The organism is Actinomyces sp. HMSC08A09 (genome assembly GCF_001807465.1).
Taxonomy (GTDB): Bacteria; Actinomycetota; Actinomycetes; order Actinomycetales; family Actinomycetaceae; genus Actinomyces; species Actinomyces oris.
The window spans coordinates 67,118-90,073 of sequence record NZ_KV789094.1; the positions used below are offsets into that span (position 1 = coordinate 67,118).

Annotated in this window: 20 protein-coding genes, 2 tRNA genes and 1 pseudogene; 9 read left to right on the plus strand and 14 right to left on the minus strand. The window is 70.6% G+C overall.

The genetic code is table 11. The features are described from left to right. The 6 genes from HMPREF3165_RS13405 to HMPREF3165_RS03590 form a co-directional block, all read right to left on the minus strand. Positions 1 to 334, minus strand: a 334-nt coding sequence (locus HMPREF3165_RS13405; RefSeq protein WP_218079039.1) for a PqqD family protein, incomplete at its 3' end; no start/stop codon positions are given. Between the two features lie 110 nt (positions 335 to 444). Beyond that, the gene (locus HMPREF3165_RS03570; RefSeq protein ID WP_020992058.1) at positions 445 to 648 is read right to left on the minus strand and encodes a thiocillin family RiPP; all 204 of its coding nucleotides are present in this window, start codon (positions 646 to 648) and stop codon (positions 445 to 447) included. A 207-nt stretch (positions 649 to 855) separates the two neighbouring features. Next, on the minus strand, positions 856 to 1,593 hold the full coding sequence (locus HMPREF3165_RS03575) for a hypothetical protein (RefSeq protein ID WP_070510878.1): 738 nt from the start codon (positions 1,591 to 1,593) through the stop codon (positions 856 to 858). Beyond that, positions 1,583 to 3,418 (minus strand): nitroreductase family protein, encoded by a 1,836-nt coding sequence (locus tag HMPREF3165_RS03580; RefSeq protein WP_070510880.1) that lies wholly within the window; start codon positions 3,416 to 3,418, stop codon positions 1,583 to 1,585. The genes HMPREF3165_RS03575 and HMPREF3165_RS03580 overlap by 11 nt, the downstream gene beginning before the upstream one ends. 1 nt (position 3,419) lies before the next feature. Further along, a complete protein-coding gene (locus tag HMPREF3165_RS03585; RefSeq protein ID WP_256274894.1) occupies positions 3,420 to 4,193 on the minus strand; it encodes a cyclodehydratase in 774 nt (257 codons plus the stop codon). Positions 4,194 to 4,198: 5 nt separating this feature from the next. Then, entirely contained in the window at positions 4,199 to 5,596 is a 1,398-nt protein-coding gene (locus HMPREF3165_RS03590) for a YcaO-like family protein (protein WP_070510882.1), read from the minus strand. Between the two features lie 264 nt (positions 5,597 to 5,860). Between HMPREF3165_RS03590 and HMPREF3165_RS03595 the strand changes: the two genes are divergently transcribed. Further along, positions 5,861 to 6,586, plus strand: a complete 726-nt coding sequence (locus HMPREF3165_RS03595) for a response regulator transcription factor (RefSeq protein WP_060957005.1) — start codon at positions 5,861 to 5,863, stop codon at positions 6,584 to 6,586. 44 nt (positions 6,587 to 6,630) lie between these two features. On the opposite strand, the gene HMPREF3165_RS03600 is transcribed toward HMPREF3165_RS03595, so the two are convergent. Beyond that, positions 6,631 to 7,647: a variant leucine-rich repeat-containing protein gene (locus HMPREF3165_RS03600; RefSeq protein WP_070510883.1), complete on the minus strand. Its 1,017-nt coding sequence runs from the start codon at positions 7,645 to 7,647 to the stop codon at positions 6,631 to 6,633. A gap of 146 nt (positions 7,648 to 7,793) precedes the next feature. Here HMPREF3165_RS03600 and HMPREF3165_RS03605 point away from each other — a divergent pair, with 146 nt between their 5' ends. From HMPREF3165_RS03605 to HMPREF3165_RS03630, 6 genes are all read left to right on the plus strand, one after another. Further along, the gene (locus HMPREF3165_RS03605) at positions 7,794 to 8,075 is read left to right on the plus strand and encodes a metal-sensitive transcriptional regulator (protein WP_010612815.1); all 282 of its coding nucleotides are present in this window, start codon (positions 7,794 to 7,796) and stop codon (positions 8,073 to 8,075) included. Between the two features lie 84 nt (positions 8,076 to 8,159). Continuing rightward, a complete protein-coding gene (locus HMPREF3165_RS03610) occupies positions 8,160 to 8,429 on the plus strand; it encodes a heavy-metal-associated domain-containing protein (RefSeq protein ID WP_003788344.1) in 270 nt (89 codons plus the stop codon). A 99-nt stretch (positions 8,430 to 8,528) separates the two neighbouring features. Further along, on the plus strand, positions 8,529 to 11,255 hold the full coding sequence (locus tag HMPREF3165_RS03615; protein ID WP_070510885.1) for a heavy metal translocating P-type ATPase: 2,727 nt from the start codon (positions 8,529 to 8,531) through the stop codon (positions 11,253 to 11,255). Between the two features lie 376 nt (positions 11,256 to 11,631). Beyond that, on the plus strand, positions 11,632 to 13,008 hold the full coding sequence (locus HMPREF3165_RS03620; protein WP_070510887.1) for a MalY/PatB family protein: 1,377 nt from the start codon (positions 11,632 to 11,634) through the stop codon (positions 13,006 to 13,008). Positions 13,009 to 13,136: 128 nt separating this feature from the next. Then, complete coding sequence (locus tag HMPREF3165_RS03625; RefSeq protein ID WP_070510889.1) at positions 13,137 to 14,345, plus strand: PLP-dependent transferase; 1,209 nt, start codon at positions 13,137 to 13,139, stop codon at positions 14,343 to 14,345. A gap of 116 nt (positions 14,346 to 14,461) precedes the next feature. Further along, entirely contained in the window at positions 14,462 to 16,315 is a 1,854-nt protein-coding gene (locus tag HMPREF3165_RS03630) for an alpha/beta hydrolase (protein ID WP_070510891.1), read from the plus strand. A gap of 103 nt (positions 16,316 to 16,418) precedes the next feature. Here HMPREF3165_RS03630 and HMPREF3165_RS03635 read toward each other — a convergent pair. The 3 genes from HMPREF3165_RS03635 to HMPREF3165_RS03645 form a co-directional block, all read right to left on the minus strand. After that, a tRNA-Arg gene (locus tag HMPREF3165_RS03635) sits at positions 16,419 to 16,494 on the minus strand. A 158-nt stretch (positions 16,495 to 16,652) separates the two neighbouring features. Continuing rightward, complete coding sequence (locus tag HMPREF3165_RS03640) at positions 16,653 to 17,948, minus strand: hypothetical protein (protein ID WP_256274897.1); 1,296 nt, start codon at positions 17,946 to 17,948, stop codon at positions 16,653 to 16,655. Between the two features lie 210 nt (positions 17,949 to 18,158). After that, positions 18,159 to 18,248: transfer RNA gene (locus tag HMPREF3165_RS03645), tRNA-Ser, on the minus strand. Between the two features lie 251 nt (positions 18,249 to 18,499). Here HMPREF3165_RS03645 and HMPREF3165_RS03650 point away from each other — a divergent pair. Continuing rightward, a complete protein-coding gene (locus HMPREF3165_RS03650) occupies positions 18,500 to 19,210 on the plus strand; it encodes a DNA alkylation repair protein (protein ID WP_070510895.1) in 711 nt (236 codons plus the stop codon). Positions 19,211 to 19,311: 101 nt separating this feature from the next. On the opposite strand, the pseudogene HMPREF3165_RS13670 reads toward HMPREF3165_RS03650, so the two are convergent. Next, positions 19,312 to 19,857: pseudogene (locus HMPREF3165_RS13670) on the minus strand (helix-turn-helix transcriptional regulator); the annotation flags it as partial. Positions 19,858 to 19,902: 45 nt separating this feature from the next. After that, entirely contained in the window at positions 19,903 to 20,295 is a 393-nt protein-coding gene (locus tag HMPREF3165_RS13675) for a helix-turn-helix transcriptional regulator (protein ID WP_256274898.1), read from the minus strand. Between the two features lie 104 nt (positions 20,296 to 20,399). Between HMPREF3165_RS13675 and HMPREF3165_RS03660 the strand changes: the two genes are divergently transcribed. Beyond that, complete coding sequence (locus HMPREF3165_RS03660; RefSeq protein WP_009406771.1) at positions 20,400 to 20,786, plus strand: VOC family protein; 387 nt, start codon at positions 20,400 to 20,402, stop codon at positions 20,784 to 20,786. 144 nt (positions 20,787 to 20,930) lie between these two features. Here HMPREF3165_RS03660 and HMPREF3165_RS12715 read toward each other — a convergent pair whose 3' ends face one another. Beyond that, positions 20,931 to 21,365, minus strand: a complete 435-nt coding sequence (locus HMPREF3165_RS12715) for a hypothetical protein (protein ID WP_083303181.1) — start codon at positions 21,363 to 21,365, stop codon at positions 20,931 to 20,933. A gap of 65 nt (positions 21,366 to 21,430) precedes the next feature. Beyond that, positions 21,431 to 22,956: DHA2 family efflux MFS transporter permease subunit (locus HMPREF3165_RS12720; protein ID WP_256274901.1), on the minus strand; the 1,526-nt coding region annotated here is incomplete at its 5' end.

A 22,956-nucleotide genomic window follows, 5' to 3' on the forward strand; every position in this document is an offset into this window, starting at 1 on the left:
CGGGTGCGGCGGGGTCGGCGGGAGCGGGGTTCCCGCCCGCCAGGAGACCCTTGTCGCGCAGGTTGTCGACCAGGCCCGTGATGCGCTTGGCACCCGCCTCGTCGATGTCCTGGGGCAGCTCCTCGATGATGGTCGGCAGGGGGCGGACGCCGTCGAACTGGCCCACGATGAAGGCGGCGGCCGCGCCGAGCCGGTGGTACTTGCCCGAGTCGGAGTCGAACAGCATCGGCTGGTTGTCCATCCCGACGATGAGGCTCACCCCGCGGCGCAGGCGCGGGATCGGGTTCGTCGGGCGGCTACCAGGGATCGTCGGCGTTGTCCTCGCCGTACTCATCACCGTGCTCATCGTGGGCTCTTGGCTCCCTCAGGTCGGTTCACGGGGCTCCGGGGTACCACCAGTGGCGGGTAGGGGACCCCGGTCCCCTACCCGCCACCATGGGGTCGTCAGCAGGACGTCGTCGACGCGCTGGCGGCGCAGGCCGGGCACGAGGCCGAGGCCGCGCTGGCCGGGCACGAGGCCGAGGCGGCGCTGGCCGGACAGGACGCGCTGGCGCTGCTGAAGGCACAACCCAGGGCGTTGCCCTCGGGCAGCTCCTCGACGCCGAAGTCACTGTCGGCGAGGGTGAGATCAATCGAGCTGTTCGTCATATGCTGTTCACCTCCTTCTCTCAGGTGTCTGGTGGGCAGGAGCGGGACCCTTTCGGGCCCCGGGGGTCCGGTCTGCCGGGACCGGGCCCCAACCCCGCGAACGGGGTGGTCTGTGGAACTCTGTGACGCGGTATGCAGTTCTGGGTCCGTCTGGCCGGCGGTGGACCAGCGGGTGGGCCGACGGCGCTCGCGGCGGGCAGGCCGGGACTAGCCGGCCGCCTGACCTGGCGGTTCTGTCTGCGGGCTGGCGATGGTGACGGCGAACATCTGGTGGCGGCTGACGCCGTCGGAGTCCAGCAGGTGGCGCACCGCCGAGGTGGCGAAGCCGGCGAAGACCGTCCCCACCAGTCCCCGGGCGGCGGCGCGCAGGTGCAGCGAGTAGATGAGAGCGGCGCTGCGGCTCATGGTGAAGCGGTAGCCGGCGGCCCCGCCCCAGGCGTCGGCCTCATCGAGGTTGGCGGCCACCGAGACGATGGCCCCGGCGCGGGCGAACTCCTTCTGCACCGCCATGCCCTCGATCTCCTCGGCCGGCGGCAGGGGGCGGACGAGGTCGACGCCGTCGAGCCGCACCCGGTAGATGCCGGGCTCGGCGCCGCCCGGGCGCAGCAGGAGCACGAAGGGCTCCAGGGGGCAGGCCGCCGCGTCCGTCCCCCAGGTGCGTGCGTCGTCGACCAGGGCGTCGCGGACCATGCCCAGGAGGGCCTCGGCCTCGAGCGGCTCGGTGCCGTAGGTGGTCGACGACGAGCGGCGCTCGAAGGTCTCGTGCAGGCTGTGAGGGTAGGGGTCCTGGGGGCCGGGGACGAGCGCGTCCGGCACCCGGCAGTCCAGCGGCGGGCGCGGGCGTCGCGCGGCCAGGCCGTCGGAGGTTGGCTCGGCGGGGCGAGTGTCCGACCCGGCGGAGAAGCCGGAGATGAGCTCACGCAGCGTCTCGAAGTCAGTGCGCACGGCTGCCTCCCAGGTCGACGACGATGCAGGCCGGCTCCCGGGCCGGGTCGGTGCCCAGCGCCCGGGCGATGCGCTGCTCGTCCCAGCGGGCCCGGGCGCGCAGCGGCACCCCCAGGGCCTCGGCGACCAGGCGGAGCACCTCGAAGGAGCAGCCGCAGTCCTGGACCGCGATGCGCAGGGCGAAGGAGAAGTACTTGCGGGCCACCTTGTCCACGTTGCCGGTCAGGACGATCCGGGCGCCGACGCCGTCGGGCAGGAGATCCGGCCCGGCCTCCGCCGCTGCGTCCGTCTCCGCGTCTCCCCCCGAATCCACCGCCGAGGGGGCGGGGCCGATGAGGGCCAGGGCATGGTCGCGCTCGATGTAGACGTAGGTGCCGGGGGCGAGCCGCTGCCCGGCCGCCGCCCCCGTGACCTCCTGGTCGCTCTGCTCGTGCTCGGGGACGAGGACGTAGGCGGTCACCGAGCCGATGTTGCCGCCGGCGGCCGTCCAGCGGCGCAGCTTGGCGCTCAGCGGGGCCTGGGGGGTCTCAACCGGCTCCGCTCCGGTGGGTTCGGCGCCGAGCGGCTCACGCACGCCCACCGACAGCGCCAGGATCGTGGCGAGCTCGCTCAGGGTGGGGCGGGCGAGGACGTCGGGCTCGGCGCCGTCGTCGGTGAGCGGGTGCGCGATCGGCCAGGGCTGGTCGAGGCGCTCGAGGTCGGCCGGCGGCAGGGGCGTGCGCGGGCAGACCGGCCAGTCGCGGAACTCGCGCTGGAGGCGCAGGTTGGAGGGCTTGTAGTGCTGCTGGTGGCCCTTGGAGTCGACGAAGGCGGCCGGCGGGATGGCCACGGACTGCTCGTAGCGGGCCCCCACGGGGGCCGAGGGCGCCACCGGCACCGGCTCCTCGCCGGCCCCGGCCACCGAGCAGACGGGGCAGCCGGGGCGGGAGACGACCGGGCGGTCGGAGTAGGTGAAGGTGGCCAGGTCGGTGCGCCGCGCGTCCCCGGGAAGGTGGGTGACGGTGGCGCGGGCGATGAGGGCGGCCACCGCCCGGGCGGCCAGGCCGACGATGATGTCGTGGCGGGCTGCCTCGGGGCGCGGGCCGATCTCGGGCTCGTCGGCGCAGGCGCAGGCCAAGCAGGGCGAGAAGGACTCGTCGACGTAGGGGCCCACCGTCACCGCCTCCTGCTCGGCGCGCACCCGCAGCAGCGCGATGCCCTCCTCCCGGCAGCGGCGCGCCACCTCCTGGGAGCGGGCCGCGGAGTCGGCGGTCTCGACGAGGACGGTGAGGGTGTCCCCGCGGCGGGGGGCGCTGTCGAGCCTCACCTCGGGCAGGGTGGGCTCCAGGGCGGCAACCATCTCTCCGGCCAGCTCGGCGTCCCCCACGACGGCGACCCGGGCGGCGGCCAGGCGGCGGGCGGCGTCCTGCCAGGAGTCGTTGACGCCAGTGGAGTCGCCCAGGCGGGAGAGCAGCCGGGCCAGCTCGGGCGCCGGGTCTCCGGGGGCGGGCTCGGTGTCGCCCTCCTCGACGATGCCGCCGGTCCACAGCAGGGAAACGGCCTCGAAGGCGGCCTGGGGGCCGACACCGGTGACCTCGCCGATCTCATCGAGGGTGCGGGTGCCGTCGCAGGCCTGGAGCAGGGCGCCCATGTGCTCGCGGGCGAAGGCCCCGCCCAGGACCTGGCTCTTGCGGGCACCGTCGATGATCCAGCCGGTCTCCTCGGGCCGGGCGCGCAGGCCCAGGCGCACCACGGGCTTGCGGGGGATACGGAACTGCAGGTCGCGGCGGGCGGCGCGGCCGACGTCGCCGGCGCGCATGACGGAACTTGTGGCATCCCCGGCCATCTCAGGCCACCTCCCCACGCCGCTCGGGCAGGAGGGCCGCGAGCGCAGGCAGGCCGTCGCGGCGGCCCTCGTAGCGGCCCGAGCAGGTCTCGCAGCGGTCCACGGCCACGGTCGGCGAGCAGGTGGTGATGCCGGAGACGAGGTCGATGGTCCACACCTGGCCACCGATCGGGGCGACGTCGTCGGCGCCTTCCGGGGCCGGGTCCTGGGGGCCGGGGGCGTCGAGGGTCTGCAGGGCCAGGGAGATGAGGCCGGCGCCCAGGAGCACGTGGTGGTGGGCGTAGGCCTGCTCCAGCGGGCCGTGCTCGGAGGCGACCTCCGGGGGCAGGGGGCGGTAGCCGTGCTGGCGGCGGCGCCGGTCGTAGCAGCGGTAGCAGGCGCTGCGGCCGGGGACCACGAGTGGCCCGCAGCGTAGCTCGGTGGGGAAGAGCTCCAGGCCCAGGGAGGGCATCCCCCGGGTGAAGGACAGGGTGTCGAGGTCCTCGCGCAGGCCGGTCTGGTCGGGGTCGGCGATGAGGACCGCGCGGTCGGCGTAGGGGATGTAGGCGCTGACCAGCCCGTGGTCGACCGGGATGATGACGTCGCTGGGCCCGGCCAGGCGCGTGGCGACGGCGCGCGCGAACCCGCCCTGGGGCAGGTAGGCCGTCACCGGCCCCATGGGGGCCTGCGGTGCCGGCGACTGTGCCGGCTGTGCGGCCGGTGCGGGCGGCGTCGTGCTCATGTCGGGTCGGGGCTCCTGGGTGTCGGTCAGTGAGGTGGACGGAGATGCGGACATCGGGCTCAGGCGAAGGGCTGGCGGACGGGGTTGATCCCCGCCTCGTCGTGGACGGTCAGGCCCATCGCCCGGGGCGCCTGGTAAAGGCGGGGCGTGGCGAGGTAGCGGGCGTGGTGGCTGAAGGACAGGGGCATGGCCTCGGGGATGAGGGCCTTGATGACGTGCATGCCGATCTGGCGGGCCTCGTCGGTGGTGATGTCGACGACGATGGCCTCGGCGCCGGCCCGCTCCAGGTTGGCGACGACCTGCTCGAGCGGGTCGGGGCCGGCACTGCCGCTGGCGCCGTCGGGGCTGTCGCTGCCGGCTGCGGGCCTGGACGCCGGGAGGGTGCCGATGTCATCGAGGGCGTGGACGGGCCGCTCCCCCTCCAGGAGGAAGTCGAAGACGTGGCGCATGGACAGCTCGGCGTCGGCCAGGGCGCCACCGACGACGGTGAGGTCCTGGCCCTTGATCTCCTGGGCGCGCGGGCCGCGGGCGTGGCTGCGCAGGGCGATGCGCAGGGAGGCGAGCTCGCGGTAGATCTTGGCCAGCGCCCGCTGCGGGTCGATGTCGCAGGTGGCGGCCACTACCTGGGCCAGCTCGGGGTCGACCTGGGAGGTCTGGACGGCGTAGAGGGTGGGGACGCCGTAGTCGGTGGTGGCGTCGAACAGGTGGGTCTCCAGCTCGGTGGAGGTGCCGACCCGGTGGTACTCGGCGACCTCCTCCCCCAGGGTGGAGGGGTCGACGGCGACCGCGGGCAGGCGCAGGCGCTGGAGCCAGGTCAGGGCGATGGAGTCGCGCTCGATGACCTCGAGCAGACCACCCAGGACCGCCTCGCGCAGGTCGGAGTGGGCGGCGGTGCCGGTGGAGATGGGGTTGACGAACTGCTCGGAGGGGGTGCGCACCGGGAAGTTGAGGTACGTCAGCACCGCTGGGACGAAGACCTCACGGCCGCGGGTCAGGGACCAGCCGCGCACCCATCGCAGGGGGACGCGGGGGTCTGAGGCGATGAGCCCGCAGTCGGGGTCGGCCAGCTCGGTGGCCGAGCACGCCGGCCAGCGCTCCGGTCCGATCGCGGCCTCGCCGAGACCGGCGGGGGTGTCCCACACCAGCTCCTCCTCCGTCCATGAGCAGCTGGAGTAGCGCTCCATCGTCTCCACAATCGCGATGTGTCTGGCGCGATCGGCGTCGATGGCCCCGCCGGCCCCGTCGAAGTTGCCCGCCTCGGCACGGTGATTCCAGGTGCGCTGTGACCTCAGCGCCTCAGAGGGATCACCCAGAAGACCGGTCCAGATCGCGAAGACCGGCTCTCCGGCCGCTTGGGGCAGCTCGGTGGAACGGGAAACCAGGCCGAAGGGAGACTCGAGTAACGCAGCGCGAGCCAGTGACGGGGCGACGCCCTCAATGAGCGCAGAGCGGTACACGGACCCTCCTTCCTGGGAACGACAGAGGAGGCACACTTGGGGAAGTGCCGTTGGCCATGAGCCTGCCGGAATCCGCCGGGGCCTCGCATCGCCCTTTGATCTATTGCTTTCCTCGCCGTTTGGATGGCTCCCTCCACCTTTCGTCGGGGCGCGTCTGAGGGTGTTTACACGGCGATCATCTTTTTTCAGGTAGTTTGTTCACTGTTCCCAGCAGACCGCGCCCCCCACTGATCGCGGACTGCACACATCTGCCCAAGGAGACTCATGTCTTCCCAGATTTCTCCCGATTGTGTCGGCCTGGCCCTGGTCGACGACGACGCGATGGCCCTGGCCCACCTGGAGTCCTATTTCTCCGACGTCGAGGACTTCACGATCCTCACCGCGACGCGCTCACCTCGCGCCGTCCTGCGATTTGTGCAGTCGCACCAGGTCGACGTCCTCATCACCGATGTCCACATGGAGCACATGGACGGCGTGGAGATGACCCGGGAGGTGCTCCGCCTCTCGCCGTCGACCCGGGTCATCCTGCTGACCACGGTGGACACCGACGAGGACCTCCTGCAGGGCCTAGGAGCCGGGGCCAGCGGCTTCCTGCTCAAGAGCGCACCGGCTGAGGAGATCATCGCGGCGGTGCGCACGGTCCACTCCGGGGCGAAGGTCGTGGCCCCGACGCCGACGACGCGCCTGATCGACTACGCCCTGGCCTCCGTGCGCGGCGCGGACGGCAGCGTCCACCTCTCTCAGCGGGAGCGCGACGTGCTCCGCCTCCTGTGCGAAGGGGCCTCGAACCGCAAGATCGCCTCCCTGCTGGCCATCGCCGAGGCAACGGTCAAGTCCCACATCACCGGCCTGTTCCATAAGACGGGGACGGTCTCGCGCCTGGAGATCGTGGTGTGGGCCTTCAAACACGGCTACGCCTCCAACAGCCCCATCACCATCCCGGCCACCAGCGCCCCGAGCGGCTCGACCCCGGGCTCCGCCGCACCCTGAGGCGCGACCACTCCCTGGGGCCGCACCCTCGCGCCCCTCGCGTCTCAGCCGTTGAGGGCCCGGATGACGATGAACAGCAGGACGAAGAGGATCCAGCCGATGACCTTGGCCGGGCTCGTGCTGGACCGCGAGGACGACGTCGGCCTCCTGGCGCTGCGCGAGGAGGCTGGGGCGTTGTAGCGCTCCATCCCGAAGGAGGCGCCGGGGATCCCCGGTGCACCGGAGGGCGGCGGAGGTGCGGTCGGCAGGCCGACGGCGGGCGCTCCTCCCACGGCCCAGGGGTCGGCCTCTACGCGACCCGGGGCGGCCCCGACCGGCCCGGCGATCCCAACGGGCCCGGCGATCCCCGGCACCGGGTAGGGCGCCGCGGGCGCGAAGCGTCCGGGCGGCATCGGGGTCGGGGGCGCAGGCCTCACTACCGCCGGCCGCTGCGGGGGCGAGGCGGGGGTCTGCGAGACCCGGGCCGAGGCTGTGCGCGAGGTGGTGCGGGCGGAGGCGGTATGGGCAGGGGCGGTGTGCGGCCTGGCCGTACGCCGGCTCGACGACAAATGCCGCCCGCCCCTGTTGTCGCGACCGGTCGCACCGGCAGGCTCGGTGGCCTCGGCGTCGGCGGGCTCGCGGCCCAGGCCGTTGTCGTCGTCGAACAGCGGTGAGCCCATGAGCGGGTCGCCCAGGACGGAGCCGAAGGGGTCCTCACCCAGGCCGATGTCGGAGGGCTCCCAGCCCGTGGGCGCCAGCGACACCGCATCATCCGCGTCGTCGACGCCGTCAGAGCCGCCTGTCCGGGCCGCCGCGGCCTCAGGTCCGCCACGCCCACCGTGCTCGCCGCCAGGGCCGGCGGAGGCTCCCCCCATGCGGCTCACCCAGGCGCGCAGCTCCGGGGAGCAGCCCGGGTTGTCCACAATGACACCGCGCAGGTCGGGTCGGTTGCCGGCCAGCACCATGAGGCGCCCAGCGCCCGCCCTGGGGTCCCGGGCGAGCTGGAGATCGGGGTCATCTGGCATCTGGGGCACCGCGTCGGAGTCGGCGGAGCCGGGCGAGGCATGGGCAACGGCGGTCATGGCACGAGCATCCCACGTCCCCTGACGCCATGTCCCGGATCCGCGCCCATCCGACCGAGCACCAGCAACCACATACCCCTCAGGGGTATTTGACACCCCTACCCCCTAGGGGTATGGTCCATGCCGACCGAGACAACGGAGGAGACATGGCCGGCTACACCGGATCCAAGGAGGACTACCTCAAGCGCCTGCGCCGCATCGAGGGGCAGGTTCGGGGCATCTCCCGCATGGTTGAGGAGGACATCTACTGCATCGACGTCCTCACCCAGATCTCCGCCGCCACCAAGGCCCTCCAGGCCGTCAGCCTCGGCCTGCTGGAGGACCACATGAGCCACTGCGTCCTGCACGCCGCCCAGGCCGGCGACGAGGAGGGCACCGCCAAGATCCGCGAGGCCTCCGACGCCATCGCCCGGCTCGTGCGGTCCTGAGCGTCACGGCCCGCTTCGCGGCGAACCACCTGGTTCCCGTTCCGATCCACCCGTTTTCCGCACACACTTCCCAAGGAGTGAGAGATGACTGAGTTCACCGCCGACGGTATCGACCGCACCACCACCCTCAAGGTCTCCGGACTCACCTGCGGCCACTGCGTCGCCCACGTCACCGAGGAGCTCGAGGCACTCGACGGCGTCAAGGACGTCTCCGTCCTGCTCAACAAGGGCGGGCAGTCCACCGTCACCGTGCTCTCCGACATCCACCTCGACGACGCCGCCCTGGCCGAGGCCATCGACGAGGCCGGGGACTACACGCTCGACGCCGTCGAGCGCGACGACCGCGAGCGCTGAGCCCGGACATGCCCCGTCGGCGCCCGAAGCCCGGGTGCCGACGGGCGGCAGCGGACGCCAGCAGACAGCACAGGACGACAACGGACACAGGAGGCTCCCATGAGTACGACCAGCCAGGAATCCGGCGGGCAGCAGCGCACCGTCAACCTCTCCATCGGGGGCATGACCTGCGCCAGCTGCGTGGCCCGGGTGGAGAAGAAGCTGAACAAGCTCGACGGCGTGAGCGCCTCGGTCAACCTCGCCACTGAGTCGGCCCGCATCACCGCCCCGAGCGCGGTGAGCGTCGATGACCTCCTGGCCACGGTCGCCCGCGCCGGCTATACCGGCGCCCTGCTGGACACCGCCTCACCGGAGGAGTCGTCAGCCTCGGAGGCGTCACCGGCCGGGGAGCCCGCGTCGGCGGCGTCGGCGGCACCGGCGTCGGGACCGTCCGGGCCCGGCTCGGACGGGGGTCGTCGCCGAGCAAAGGGTGCAGGCGGCCGCGCGACACTGTCCATGGCGGCCGCGGCGCCGGCCACGCGCCCAGGCGCCCCCGCTGGCACCAACAGCACGAACGGCACCACCGGCACCTCCCCCCGCTCCGCCTCCGGGAGCGGGGCAAAGTCCCTGGGCGCCTCGCATATGGAGCGAGCCGCCGACCTGCGACTGCGGCTCATCTACTGCCTCATCCTGTCGGTGCCGATCATGGCGATCTCCATGGTGCCGGCCCTCCAGCTGCCGGGCTGGCAGTGGGCGGTGGCGCTCATGGCGCTGCCGGTGGCGGCCTGGGGGGCCTGGCCCTTCCACAAGGCGGCCTTCCGGGCGCTGCGCCACGGGGCCTTCACCATGGACACGCTCGTGTCCCTCGGGGTGATCGCCGCGACCGGCTGGAGCCTGTGGGCGCTGGTGCTCGGCGGGGCCGGGCACATCGGCATGCGGATGAGCATGGAGCTGCTGCCCCGCTCCCAGGGGCATGCCGCCCACATGTACTTCGAGTCGGCCGCCTGGGTGACCACCTTCCTCCTGGCGGGCCGCTACGCGGAGGCGCGCGCCAAGTACCGTTCCGGCGACGCCCTGCGCGCCCTGCTGGAGCTGGGCGCCAAGGAGGTGACCCGAGTCGTCCTCACCTCGCCGTCGGGCAGCCGCGACGCCGTCGACGTCCTGGACGAGGACGGCTCGCCGCGCGCGGAGGCCACCCGCACCGAGGAGCGCATCAGTATTGAGGACCTGGCGGCCGGGGACCTGTTCCTCGTGCGGCCCGGCGAGAAGGTGGCCGCCGACGGCGTCGTCGTCGAGGGCCGCTCGGCCGTGGACGCCTCGCTGCTCACCGGGGAGTCCGTACCCACCGAGGTCGAGGCCGGACAGACCGTCACCGGGGCGACCGTCAACACCTCCGGCGTCCTGCTGGTGCGGGCCACGGCCGTGGGCGAGGGGACGACGCTGGCGCGGATCGGCCGGATGGTGACGGCCGCGCAGGCGGGCAAGGCCCCCGTCCAGCGCCTGGCGGACCGGATCTCGGGGGTGTTCGTGCCCATCGTCCTGGCGCTGTCGGCCGCGACCCTGGCGGGGTGGCTGCTCACCGGGCACAGCCCGCAGGCGGCCTTCACCGCGGCGGTGGCCGTGCTCGTCATCGCCTGCCCCTGCGCGCTGGGGCTGGCCACGCCGACGGCGCTGCTGGTCGGTTCGGGCCGGGCCGCCCAGCTGGGCGTGGTCATCAAGGGCCCCGAGGTGCTGGAGTCGACGCGGGCCCTGGACACGATGGTCATGGACAAGACCGGCACGGTCACCCAGGGACGCATGAGCCTGGACGTCGAGGCCTGCCAGGAGGTGGGCGCCGGCGCAGACACCGCTGCGGGCCTGGCCCCGCTCGGGGATGAGGCGCTGCGCCTGGCGGGGGCGGTCGAGTCCGCCTCGGAGCACCCGGTGGCCACAGCCATCACGGCAGCCGCCCGCGAGCGATTGGGCGACCTGGCGACGCCGGCCGACTTCTCCAACCACGAGGGCCGGGGCGTCTCCGCCACCGTGGAGGGGCGCCGGGTCGCGGTGGGCCGGCCGGGCTGGCTCACCGGCGAGATGGGCGCCGAGGTTCCCGAGGCGGTGCGCTCCGCCGTGGAGGAGGCTCAGGACTCCGGGGCGACCGCCGTCGTCCTGGCCGTGGGCGGGGCCGGCGAGGCCGCGAGCAATGAGACCACGGCGCCCGACGAGGCCGCCACGGACAGCACCTCCGATGACTCCGACGACGCTGGCGCTGCGGCCCCGGATACGCAACCACTGCGGGCGCTGGCGGTCCTCGTGGTGCGGGATACGGTGCGGCCCTCCTCGCGGGAGGCGGTGGCGGCACTGCGCGAGCTGGGGATCCGGCCGGTGCTGCTGACCGGGGACAACGCCCGGGCCGCTGAGCACGTGGCGGCCCAGGTGGGGATCGACGCCGCCGACGTGCGCGCCGAGGTGCTGCCCGCCGACAAGCGCGACGTCGTCGCCGACCTGCAGGCCCAGGGCGCGGTGGTCGGCATGGTGGGTGACGGGGTCAACGACGCCGCCGCCCTGGCTCAGGCCGGCACGCAGGGCCTGGGCTTCGCCATGGGCTCGGGGGCGGACGTGGCCATTGAGGCCGCCGACATCACCCTGGTGCGCACGGACCTGGACGCGGCGGTGGCGGCGGTGCGGGTGTCGCGGGCGACCCTGCGGATCATCCGTCAAAACCTGTTCTGGGCCTTCGCCTACAACGTGGCCGCGATCCCGCTGGCGGCCGCCGGGCTGCTCAACCCCATGATCGCGGGGGCCGCCATGGCCGCCTCCAGCGTCATCGTGGTCACCAACTCCCTGCGCCTGCGCCGCGCCGGCTGACCGGTTGCCACCGTGCCGGTGGTCGAGACAACGCACCGGCACGGTGGCGCCGGCGGCGGCGCTCCCGCTATGCTCACGGCCATGACGACTCTTTCGCCCCAGGCCCGCACGATGATGGTGCGCACCCTTGGCGAGGGTCGAATGTGCATGCGCTGACAGCGCCAGCCGTCGCTGTCTGACACGTAACGGTGAGAGTCCGAGCCGCCTGAGACCGGCTCGTCGCACTCCGCGGAGGCCCGCCGCCCCCGTGTTCATCCCTCCAGTCACCCGCCACCTCGGCCGGCCCGCGCGCCGGCCCCCCTGAGCCCGACGCCGCAGCAGCGCCTTGCGCTCTCGCGCGTCACCGCCGCCAGGGCACCCGAGAGGACCTCCAGCCATGCACACCCACCTCACCCCCGTCTCCAACTCGGCCGACTCCACCGACTCCGCCTGTCCGGCCCGCCCCGACCTCACAGCCCCCCACGCACCTACCGCCCCCTCCCCCGCGGCCACCTTCTTCACCTCCCCCGCCGTCGACCCGGCCGTCTTCGACGCGGTCCCCGACCGCCGCGGCACGGCCAGCCTCAAGTGGGACTCCGCCGTCAAGCGCGGCCGCCCCGAGGACGTCCTGCCCCTGTGGGTGGCGGACATGGACCACGCCACTGCGCCGGCGGTCACCAGCGCCCTGCTGTGGCGCACCCGCCACGGCATCTTCGGCTACTCCGAGCCCGACGAGGCCTATCGGACGGCCCTGACCGGCTGGTTCTCCCGACGCTACGGCTGGCAGGTGGAGGCCGAGTGGAACACCGTGACCCCGGGCGTCGTGCCGGCTCTGGCCCTGGCGGTACGGGCCCTGACCGCACCGGGTGAGACGGTCCTCATCGAGGAGCCCGTCTACTACCCCTTCCGCGACGTCGTCGAGGTCAACGAGCGCACCGTGGCCGCCGTCCCCCTCGTGCGTGACGCCGACGGCGTCTATCGCCGCGACCTGGCCGCCCTGGAGGAGACCATCGAGGCGACCGGTGCGCGCCTGCTGCTCCTGTGCAACCCGCACAACCCGGTCGGCCGGGTCTGGAGCCGCGAGGAGCTCGCGGCCCTGGAGGAGGTCACGGCCCGCCACGGCGTCGTCGTCGTGGCCGATGAGATTCACGCGGACCTGGCCCTGCCGGGTTTCGCGACGACGCCCTTCGCCTCCCTGAGCGAGGCGGCCGCCGCCCACACGATCACCTGCACCTCGCCGTCGAAGTCCTTCAACCTCGCCGGTCTGCAGGTCGCCAACATCCTCATCTCCGATGCCCACCTGCGCAGGGCCTTCCGCCGCGAGCTGGCCACCACCGGCTACTCCCAGCCCAATACCCTGGGCCTGACGGCCTGCCGGGCCGCCTACGAGAGCGGGGACGCCTGGCTGGACGCCCTGCGCGAGCACATCGCGGCCGCCCGGGCCCATGTCGAGGCGCGCCTGGAGCGGATCGAGGGGATCGAGGCCGCCCCCTGCGAGGGCACCTACCTGCTGTGGCTGGACTGCTCGGGATTCCTGAAGGCCGCCGGGCTAGAGCCCGAGCAGCTCGACGAGGTCATGCTCAACGAGGCCGGGCTCTGGCTCGACGACGGCCGGATCTTCGGGGCCGGCGGTGAGGGCTTCACCCGCATCAACGTCGCCTGCCCCCGCACCACTCTCGACGCCGCCCTGGACCGCCTGGAGGCGGCCGTCGCCGCCGTGACCGCCCGCGCCGCCGAGCGGGCCGGACAGGGCCCCGCCGCCCTGTCGGCCTGAGCCGGCTCGCCCGGGCCGCACCAGGGGTGCCGGCCCGCAGGCGTCCAGTCACCGGTCACCGGCTGCACCGCCGTCGACCGTCAGTCATCATGTCTTCCCGCCGCCCCGCCCATGAGGAGAAACCGCTCATGACCAGTCCGTCCGCGCCCCAGCCCACTGCTCAGACCGAGTGTTCCCAGCCGCCGGCCGCCCGCACCTTCCCCGTCCACCACCACCCGACGTCGTCGGCCCCGGACCCGCAGCTCCGCCTGGAGACGCTGCTGGTGCGCTCGGGCACCGGGACCGACCCGGCCACGGGTGCGATCACGACGCCGATCCACCTGTCGACCGCCTACGGCCACCCGGGCCTGGGCGAGTCGACGGGCTACGACTACACGCGCACGGCCAGCCCCACCCGCGACGTCCTCCAGGACGCCCTGGCCCGCCTGGAGGGCGGGACAGCGGCCTTCGCCCTGTCCTCGGGGATGGCGGCCCTGGAGCTGGTGACCCGCACGCTGGCGCCGCACGGCAGCCGGATCGTGGCGCTGCGGGACCTGTACGGCGGCTCCTTCCGATTCCTGGAGGTCCTGGCCGAGGAGGGGGCGGCCGACGTCGACTTCGTCCTGGGCCTGGAGGGCCTGCGCGGAGCCCTGGCCGACCCGGCCGACCTGGTCATCATCGAGACCCCCACGAACCCGATGATGGAGGAGATCTCGATCCCCGAGGCGGCCGAGCTGGCCCACGCCGCCGGGGCGAAGCTGGTCGTGGACAACACCTTCTACACACCGGTGGTGCAGCGGCCCCTGGAGCTGGGGGCCGACGTCGTCGTCCACTCGGGCACGAAGTACCTGGGCGGGCACAACGACGTCATGGCGGGCGTGGCCGTGGTGGCCGACGACGCCCTGGCCGAGCGACTGAACTACCGGCTCAACACGACCGGGGCGACGCTGGGTCCCTTCGACTGCTTCCTGCTGCTGCGCGGCCTCAAGACCCTGGCGCTGCGCATGGAGCGTCACGAGGCCAACGCCACCGCGATCGCGCAGTTCCTGCGCTCGAGCCCCTACGTGACGCGGGTGCTCTACCCGGGGCACTCGGGCATGGTGAGCTTCGATCTGGCCGAGTCGGTGGACGTGGCCCGCTTCCTGGCCTCGGTGCGGGTGTTCACCTTCGCCGAGTCCCTGGGTGGCGTGGAGTCGCTGGTGACGTGCCCGTCGGTGCAGACGCACGCGGACGTTCCCGTCGAGGTGCGCGCCTCCTACGGGCTGACCGACCGGCTCATGCGCCTGAGCGTCGGCATCGAGCACGTCGACGACCTCATCGCGGACCTGGCCCAGGCCTTCGAGGCCGCCAAGGTCTAAACGGGGGTGCCGCCCCGTCTGGGGGGGTGGGGATGACGCCGTGTCGGGCTACCCCGACACCATCCGTCCAGTCAACCGCATGGTCTATTCTTCCTGGAGACGGGAGAATCGTGGCCATGAGACACCTACGAACATCCTCGCCACCCCAGACCACCTCACGGCTGACCCTCCTCACCCTGCTCGGTGCGCTCACCGCCTGCAGCATGCTCGGCACGAGCGCCGCAGCCGTCGCCAGCCCGTCCGCGCAAGGAGTCCAGCACGCCGTCGTGCTGGACAACAGCACCAACGCCGGCAGCGCCGCCGGTACCTCCCAGCCCACCAGCAGCAACAGCTCCAGCGGCACATCGAACGGTTCCAGCGGTTCCAACGGTTCCAACGGTTCCCAAGGATCCAACGGGTCCACGGGGGCGAGCGTCCCCAAGGGGCTGGAGTCCTTCTACCGTCAGAATCTCGTCTGGACCGACTGCCCCGACGGCGCCACCGGCACCGCCTTCCAGTGCGCCACCGTGACCGTGCCCCTGGACTACGACCACCCGCAGGGCAAGACCATCACGGTGGCCCTCAAGAAGCTGCCCTCGACGAGCCCCTCCCCTCGGGGCTCGGTCTTCCTCAATCCCGGAGGCCCCGGGGGAAGTGGCATCTCCCTCATCAATGCCCAGGCCGGGCTCTACAAGACCGGCGGCCTGTCGGGGGTCCTGGAGAACTACGACGTCATCGGCTTCGACCCGCGCGGCATCGGCCAGTCCACCCCCATCACCTGCTGGTCCCCCGACGACGTTCAGGCGATTATGGCCGGGCGGGCCGAGGCCCCCTCCCAGCTGACGCCGGGCAGCGCCACTGACATCGTTGCGAAGGGATCGCGCGAGGCCGCGGCCTGCCAGAAGTACACGGAGGTCCCTGAGATCCTCGACCACATGGACACCCGTTCGGTGGCCCGTGACATGGATGTCATGCGGGCCCTGGTGGGAGACCGGGACCTCAACTTCTTCGGGTACTCCTACGGCACCTACCTGGGGGCCGTGTACACCGAGCTCTTCCCCGACAACGTCGGGCGCGTCGTGCTGGACAGCGCCATGGACCCCACCCTGTCCCGGCAGGAGGCCTTCGAAGGCGATGCGGCGGCCGGGGAGCAGATACTGCACACCTATATCGAGTCTCAGCACGGCCAGGCCGGGTTCCCCCTGAGCGGCACAACGGATGAGGCCGTCTCCCGGCTCGCGACCTTCCTCGACGGCCTGGACGCCAAGCCGCTGACCGTTTCCGACGGCGGAGACCCCGTGGACCGGGCCGAGGCCACTACGGCGATCAGAACGCTCGTCGTCGCCTCACCTGAGAACTGGCCACTGCTCACCGAGGGACTGACACAGGCCATGAGCTCACACGACGGCACTACTCTGATGAAGAATGCCGAGTCCCTCTCGGGCGGTGAGGAGTCTCCTGGGACCGAGGAGCAGACCGTCGAGCTGCTCCAATCCGTGTACGCCTTCTCGGCCAACCGGTGCCTCGACTTCCCCGACACCGGGAACCAGGCGAGCTGGGATGCGGCACTGTCCTCCTACCGCCGCGACTACCCGGTCTTCCACCCCCTGCTGCCCCAGCACGACGCCTACTGCCACGGCTGGGGGCACACCAGTAAGACCAAGCCCGTCGATGTCGACGTCGACGCCACGAACCCGGTGCTCGTCGTCGGCATCCTGCACGATCCGCAAACGCCTTACGCGTGGTCCAAGGCGCTGGTGTCGAGGCTCCGTAACAGTCACCTGCTGAGCGTCGACATGTACGGCCATGGCGCGACCGGCCCCAATTCCTGCACAACCGCGAAGGTGAACGACTACTTCGTCAAGGGAGCGCTTCCCTCCGACGGCGAGGTCTGCGCGGCGAACCCGAAGCCCCAGGCCGGGGAGGAGACTCCGGCCGGAGTTGCACATCCAGCTGGAGGTGAGCGTCCGTCCGGCTTTGAGGCCGGCTGACGCAGCAGGTCAGCAGCGGCTCAGGTGGCCGCGCCGTCGGAGCCGGGGAGTCCCAGACATGGAAAACACCCCGGCTCCGACTGTTCAGCCGATGACGGGGTGTTGGTGCGCCCGAAGGGATTCGAACCCCCAACCTTCTGATCCGTAGTCAGATGCTCTATCCGTTGAGCTACAGGCGCATGTCGTTGCCGACGGGAAGAACATTACTCAGCGTCCACCCAGGGGACAAATCCTGTTCCCGTGAGGATGGGCACAGGGCCGGAGTCCCGCCGACGACGGGGCTCCGGCCCTGAGAGCCGTTGCGGCAGCGGTGCTCACACCGCGCGCAGCGGGCCGCTCATCCTGCGTTGGAGGAGACCACCGCCAGCACCGAGGCACCCAGCACCGCGTAGAGCACGAGGACCAGAACGGAGGCAATGATCCCCCAGACGAGAGTGGCCCTGGCCCAGTTCTTCTTGCTGACCGAGCGGCCGTTGCCGAAAGCGAGGACGAGGATGTAGACCACCCCGAACAGTGGGATGCCGGCCAGCAGCATCGTCAGCATCCAGCTGCCCACCGAGTCCGCGGTCTCAGCCTCCTCGGAGCGCGCCACTGCCAGCGCTCCGCCTTCCGCCGGCCGCTCGAATGGCGAGCCCGCTGCGGGAGGGACCATGTCGGAGAAGGATGAGGCCTGCCCGGCCGCGGCGTCGGAGGAGGGGGCCGAGCCCCACTGGGGCGCCGAGCTCTGCGACGGGAAGGCTGAGGAGGACGACGGCGCGGACTGGGCAACGGCCTGAGTCGCACCGGGGACGAAGGCCTCTGTGGCCTGCTCGGCCTCGGCGCGCGCGGTCGCCGTGGGGAAGACCGAGGACATGCCGACCTCGCCCTCCTGACGCCCACCGCTGAAGGGGTGCGAGTGAGGGGCGGGCTGCTGGGCGAAGGGCTGCTGGTCCTGCAGGCCCGCCGGCTGGGCCTGCGGCTGCTGACCCGGCCAGTGCGGGGTCTCCCGACTCGCCTCAGCGCCTGGAGCCGCACCGGCGACGGGGGCTGAGGATGTGCCCGGAGCAGAGGGGATCCCGGGGGCGGACTGGGCGAAGGGCGACGACGCGGGTGCGGCGCCGTCGGCAGCGGTGGACCCACCCCAGGCGGGCTGCGCCGGCTGGCCGGGCTGGCTCGGCTGGCCGAGCCCGCCCTGCTGGACGTAGGGGTTGGCCTGAATGTAGGGGTCAGCGGGCGCTGCACCGGGCTGGGCGCCCCCGAATCCGCCGGCGGCGGCCGGATCGGGTCGGCCGGGCTGACCCGGCTGGCCGACCCCGCCCTGCTGGGCGTAGGGGTTGGCCTGAATGTAGGGGTCGGCGGGCGCTGCACCGGGCTGAGCGGCCGCCTGCGCGGCACCTGTGGAGAAGGCGCGCGTCTGCTCCTCTGGGGGCGGCCCGGTGGGCAGGTCGGGCTGCGCCGGGCGCCACGATCCGGCCTGGGCGCCGGGAGCCGCACCAGGGACGGCACCGGGCGCCTGCCCCGGAACCTGCTGCTCGGCGCGTGCGGCGTCGAGCATGTCCTGGTTGATGAGGACGGTCCGGGCGTTGAACTCGTCGCCCTGTTCGGGGCGGGGCGAGCCGGAGGTCGGCGGCTGGGTTGCGTCGTGGTCAGACATGAGGTCCCTCTCAGTCGAGTACAGCATCACGCTATCCCGGATCCGCGCCGGAAGACACACAGGCACCCCAATCGGCCAGAGGCGAACGCCCTGACCGCCGGGCCGACTCGAGAGCCCGGCAATCCGTCGGGGAGTCGCGGGGGCCACCGCAACGAGCGCTCCGGCAACGACGAAGCCCCGGCACGCTGCTGCGCACCGAGGCTCTCGCTGTGGCGGAGATGGGGAGATTCGAACTCCCGAGGGGCTTCCACCCCAACCTCCTTAGCAGGGAGGCGCACTAGGCCACTATGCGACATCTCCATCGCCTTCCCACGGCTCCGCCGCAGGACGCACGGGCAGCCTACCGGGAGGATGCCGCGTGAGCAAACCGCCGAAGACACGGTGCAGGCGCCTCAGCACGAGGCACTGTGAGCGCCGGCCACGCAGGTGTCCTGGGGCCCTCGTTCACGGCCCGGGGCCGCGGGTTTCCAGGCCCCGCATGCCGGCACCGCCGGATCCATAATGTTAATGGATGTCTGTGGAAGTACACCGTGAGGCGAGGAGGACCGAGGATGGCGGAGAGCGGGCAGGCGGATGCGCGGGTCGCGGAGTTCATCACCGATCTACGTCAGGCCCTGGAGGAGGCGAGCGACCCCGCCCGCGCCGAGCAGCAACGGGCCTACCTGAAGTCCGAGATGGCGATGTACGGCGTCGGGGTCCCGGACACGCGGCGCCTCGCACAACGGATCGCCGCCACCCACAGCGACGTGTGGACTGAGGTCGCCACCTGGGAGGCGGCGCTGCGGCGCCTGTGGGACGGGGCGGCTCACCGCGAGGAGCGCTATGCGGCGCTGGCCGTCATCCGCGCCAAGCTCTCCGCCTCGCATGCTGGGCGCATGGAGTCCCTGGCGCTCTACGAGCACTTTCTGCGCACGGGGCAGTGGTGGGATCTGGTCGATGAGACCTCCCACGCCGTCGGGCTGGTGGTGCGTGAGCATCCGGCTGCGGTGGCCCGCATGCGCGTGTGGGCCACCGACCCGGATATGTGGGTGCGGCGCAGCGCCATCCTCTGCCAGCTCCAGCACAAGGCCGACACGGACCTCGACCTGCTCACCAACGTCATCGAGGCCAACCAGGAGGACTCGGAGTTCTTCATCCGCAAGGCCATCGGCTGGGCGCTGCGCGACTACGCACGCACGGACGGCGACTGGGTGCGCGCCTTCGTCCAGGCACATCCGGGCCTGTCCCCACTCAGCCGACGCGAGGCCCTCAAGCGCCTGTGAGGCCAGGGCGACCTCCGGCGGGGCATGCGGCGGGCCGCGCAGTGCTCTGCCGCTCCTCGCCGTCGGGGCACGTGCGAGCGTGCTGCCTCAGCCGCACGCCATCAGTTCCCATCGGCACGGTACCGCTCACGCATGCGGTCCACGTAGTCGAGGAGGTCCTGTCGCAGGCGCTTGGGGGTGATGACGCAGGCATCCGGACCGAGTCGAAGCAGAATCGTCATGGCATGCAGGTGATCCATGAATTCCAGCTGGAGACAGGTCCATCCATCATCTCCGGGAGGTTCGCCATCTACATCGGTCGTCGCTGCGCGCAACGTCCACTCCTGCACATCGCTCCAACGCTCGTCCCGCACCCAGACAGTGGCAGTGATGGCCTCGAACCTTTCAAGAAACTCCTCACGCTGTTTCCGCCATGCCGCGGTCATATCGAAACCGGAGTCGTCAGCACACTCCTCAGCGAGTACATCAGCCTCTTCGATCCGAGAGAGCCTGGTGAAGCGAACCTCGGTGCCGTGTGAGGCGCACAGGTACCAGCTGCGACCAGCGGCAACTATTCCCTGCGGATCGACGACGTCCTGCGTCGTCGTCCTCGACTTGTGACGGAAGACCATACGCAGTCGATGGCGCGTCAAGACCGCTTCCTGGACAGCATGGAAGACGGCGTCGGCCCGCTCGCTCTCAGGAAGGGGAAGTCACCCTTGAGGATCGACCACGACGCGCGAGGCAATGCCCATGGACCGGCTTCGATGGCTGTCGGGCACGGCGGCGAGCAGTTTGCGAGACGCGGAGGCGAGGGCGTCGCCAAGGCCCAGTGGCGCAGCACCCCAGCTGGTGAGACCTGCGAAGAGAGCCCGGCTCTCCTCACGGTTCAGTCCCGTCACATCAATGCGAAAGCCGGGGTCGATTCTCACTCCCCCATGAGGTCCTCGCTCGCACCATACGGGCACGCCCGCAGCCGACAGCGCCTCAACGTCCCGCAGCACGGTGCGCCGTGAGACCTCCAGCCGCTGAGCCAGATCCGAGGCGGACAGACGACCATGGGTACGCAGCAGCCAGATCATGGACAGCAAGCGGTCAGCACGCACCGGCTCATCCTCGCACGTACGTGACACAAGGTGGCACCAATGGTCTCTAACCTCGACGCCGTCCGCCCACCTCGTATACCCGTGAGAGTCTCAGGAGCATCACCATGACGACCTTCGTTCCCAACAGCGTCATCCTCTACGTCTCCGACGTCGAGGCGAGTACCACCTTCTACAGCCGGATTCTCGGTCATGAACCGATCAAGACCTATCCAGGATTCAGCGTCTTCGCATTGTCCGACGACGTCACTCTCGGCCTGCAGGCAGCCGACGAGATTGAACCCACTGCCGAGCCATACGTAGGCGGGACCGAACTGAGTCTCAGCAACGTCGAGCGTGCCGACGTCGATCGTCTTCACGCGCAATGGAAGAAGCTGGGCATTCCGATGGTTCTGGAGCCGACCGTCCTCGAATTCGGCTACACCTTTGTGGCAACAGACCCCGATGGGCACCGCCTGCGTGTGTGCGCCACTGATACCTCGAGCTTCGTCTGACTCGAGACCCTCGGCACCCTGCCCGTCACCAGGTGCAGGCCTCGACGCTCCGCAAGCTGTGCGTTCCTCAAGACGGCTGCTGTCGCCTGAGTGCGAGTGAGAACCGCCAACATTGACAGACCCCGCCCACAGTGCGGAGGTCGGTCAGCAAGAGAGCGCTCGGTGGCCTTCCAGCCCCAAGCCACGGGCGCGATGCGCCTCCAGCGCCTGCCTGCCGAGATGCTCACTACCCAGCACCTCACCGACGATACGGACAGCCTCGTCCCAGTCGATCGGCTCCGGCGCATACGCCTTGGCCAGGGCTGGATGGTCTTCCCGGAGTTCTTCACGAACCCTTGAGCTGAGCGGGCGCACATGTCCCTGCGCTCGAGACAGCACTCCGTTGATGGCCGCATTCAGAGCAATCCTTCGCCGCCCGGCGATACCGTGCTCGGCCTGGAAGGCCAGGTAAGGCTCTTCCTTCCGAAACTGGACCGCTATAGACAAGGCGTGCAAAGCATCCTGCGACCCTTCGATGCGTTGAGACTGCTCATCAATGCGGCGACGTAATTCGTCTAACTCTGCACTGGACTCAGACATTAACTGCGACCTCCTCTCACTCCGTGCGGCAGAAACCTAGAGTAGCGCCGGACATCGATCAGACCTCAATCTGTGTAACCTCCACGAGATACACCCTCCCATACTATGCCAGAATGCACGGAAGAACTCTGAGGCGAAACCACCTCAGTCCATTGCCGACACCAGCGACCTCGGAACGAGCGAATACACAAAGAGTCCGACAAAAACAGCAGCAATGGAACACTCAGCACCCACGCAACGGTCGACCTCGATAGCCCCAGCGGGTCGACATCAGTAGGCGCGGCAGCGAGCACCTGTATCAAGAGCCCGACAACGGCTCCCCCTAGCACGGGACCGGCTTGGCGAAGGACGTTGAGAAGGGAGGATGCAGCACCGAACTCGTCACTCCTCAGTGCGGCCATACCTACTGTTGTCAGTGGCGCCATCAAGAAGCCATTTCCGACACCGAAAACGATAGTCGCCCCCAGGAACCACATCCAAGAAACCCCAGTAGCGGCAATCAGCATGCTCAGGGCGGTTCCCATCGCGGACGCCCCGAAGCCGATCTGTAGCACGAGGCGGGCCTTTCCTTCATCAACCCAGTGACCCGCGATAGGTGCTGTGACCACAGAAGCAATCGACGCCGGCGCAAGAGCAGCCCCCGCCCAGACTGCCGTTTGCCCCATCACGGACTGAATGTAGTTCGATACGAGAAATGTCAAGGCGAATACACCAAGGGCCACAATTAGACCGAATACGGCAGCAGTGAGGAACCGCGGATTCTTGCGAAGAGACTGCGGAAAAACTGCGTACGCCGGATCCGCACGGCGTTCATACCGGAAGAAAGCAAACAGGCAGAGCACAGCGAACGGCAGGCAAGCAATGGTCAGCGGGTCCCAGCCCGCATGGGGGCCTTGCAGGCTTCCATAGAGAAGTGCCACAAGGCCGATGCCCGCAAGAAAGGTTCCCACGAAATCAACCCTCACGGACCGGACCACCTCGATCGGAAGACTTCTCATGCCCAGAATCACGACAAGAACAGCAATCGGAAGGTTGACGAGGAAGACCCAGCGCCAGCTGAGCCCATCAATCAATACTCCGCCAGCAAGGGGGCCGACGACGGACGCAGTTCCTGCAATTGACCCCCAGATGCCGACTGCGCGCCCACGGATATTTTCAGGGAAGGTGACGCCGATGAGCGTGAGAGTCTGCGGTACCAGCATGCCGGCACCGAGCCCCTGAAGGAACCGGCTGGCGATCAAGACGAACGGAGAGGTCGCGGCACCGCAGGCGAGGCTGGCAACTGCCAAGACGATCGTTCCCAGGAGGAAGAGGCGTCGGTGCCCGAATCGGTCACCTAAACGACCTGACGGGATGATCGCCAGTGCGAGGACGAGACCGTAGCTGTTGACCGCCCAGAAAACCTGTGCTGTGGACGCGCCCAGGTCCCGTGTCAGCGAGGGAACTGCGAGGTTAATAATTGTCAGATCGAGGAGAGCGATGAAGTACCCACCAGCCAACGCGCACAACCCGATCCACTGCCGAGCGCTGACTGTTATGTCTAGAGAATCTTCCGTCATGTCCGTTACCTTGTTGGTGGTCCCGGGTGGTC

What these genes read in the sequence shown, in the direction of transcription:
- HMPREF3165_RS03570 (WP_020992058.1), bottom strand. Translation starts at nt 648, where the DNA reads ATGACGAACAGCTCGATTGATCTCACCCTCGCCGACAGTGACTTCGGC.
- HMPREF3165_RS03580 (WP_070510880.1), bottom strand. Translation starts at nt 3,418, where the DNA reads ATGGCCGGGGATGCCACAAGTTCCGTCATGCGCGCCGGCGACGTCGGC.
- HMPREF3165_RS03585 (WP_256274894.1), bottom strand. Translation starts at nt 4,193, where the DNA reads ATGTCCGCATCTCCGTCCACCTCACTGACCGACACCCAGGAGCCCCGA.
- HMPREF3165_RS03595 (WP_060957005.1), top strand. Translation starts at nt 5,861, where the DNA reads ATGTCTTCCCAGATTTCTCCCGATTGTGTCGGCCTGGCCCTGGTCGAC.
- HMPREF3165_RS03600 (WP_070510883.1), bottom strand. Translation starts at nt 7,647, where the DNA reads ATGACCGCCGTTGCCCATGCCTCGCCCGGCTCCGCCGACTCCGACGCG.
- HMPREF3165_RS03605 (WP_010612815.1), top strand. Translation starts at nt 7,794, where the DNA reads ATGGCCGGCTACACCGGATCCAAGGAGGACTACCTCAAGCGCCTGCGC.
- HMPREF3165_RS03610 (WP_003788344.1), top strand. Translation starts at nt 8,160, where the DNA reads ATGACTGAGTTCACCGCCGACGGTATCGACCGCACCACCACCCTCAAG.
- HMPREF3165_RS03615 (WP_070510885.1), top strand. Translation starts at nt 8,529, where the DNA reads ATGAGTACGACCAGCCAGGAATCCGGCGGGCAGCAGCGCACCGTCAAC.
- HMPREF3165_RS03620 (WP_070510887.1), top strand. Translation starts at nt 11,632, where the DNA reads ATGCACACCCACCTCACCCCCGTCTCCAACTCGGCCGACTCCACCGAC.
- HMPREF3165_RS03625 (WP_070510889.1), top strand. Translation starts at nt 13,137, where the DNA reads ATGACCAGTCCGTCCGCGCCCCAGCCCACTGCTCAGACCGAGTGTTCC.
- HMPREF3165_RS03630 (WP_070510891.1), top strand. Translation starts at nt 14,462, where the DNA reads ATGAGACACCTACGAACATCCTCGCCACCCCAGACCACCTCACGGCTG.
- HMPREF3165_RS03640 (WP_256274897.1), bottom strand. Translation starts at nt 17,948, where the DNA reads ATGTCTGACCACGACGCAACCCAGCCGCCGACCTCCGGCTCGCCCCGC.
- HMPREF3165_RS03650 (WP_070510895.1), top strand. Translation starts at nt 18,500, where the DNA reads ATGGCGGAGAGCGGGCAGGCGGATGCGCGGGTCGCGGAGTTCATCACC.
- HMPREF3165_RS03660 (WP_009406771.1), top strand. Translation starts at nt 20,400, where the DNA reads ATGACGACCTTCGTTCCCAACAGCGTCATCCTCTACGTCTCCGACGTC.
- HMPREF3165_RS12715 (WP_083303181.1), bottom strand. Translation starts at nt 21,365, where the DNA reads ATGTCTGAGTCCAGTGCAGAGTTAGACGAATTACGTCGCCGCATTGAT.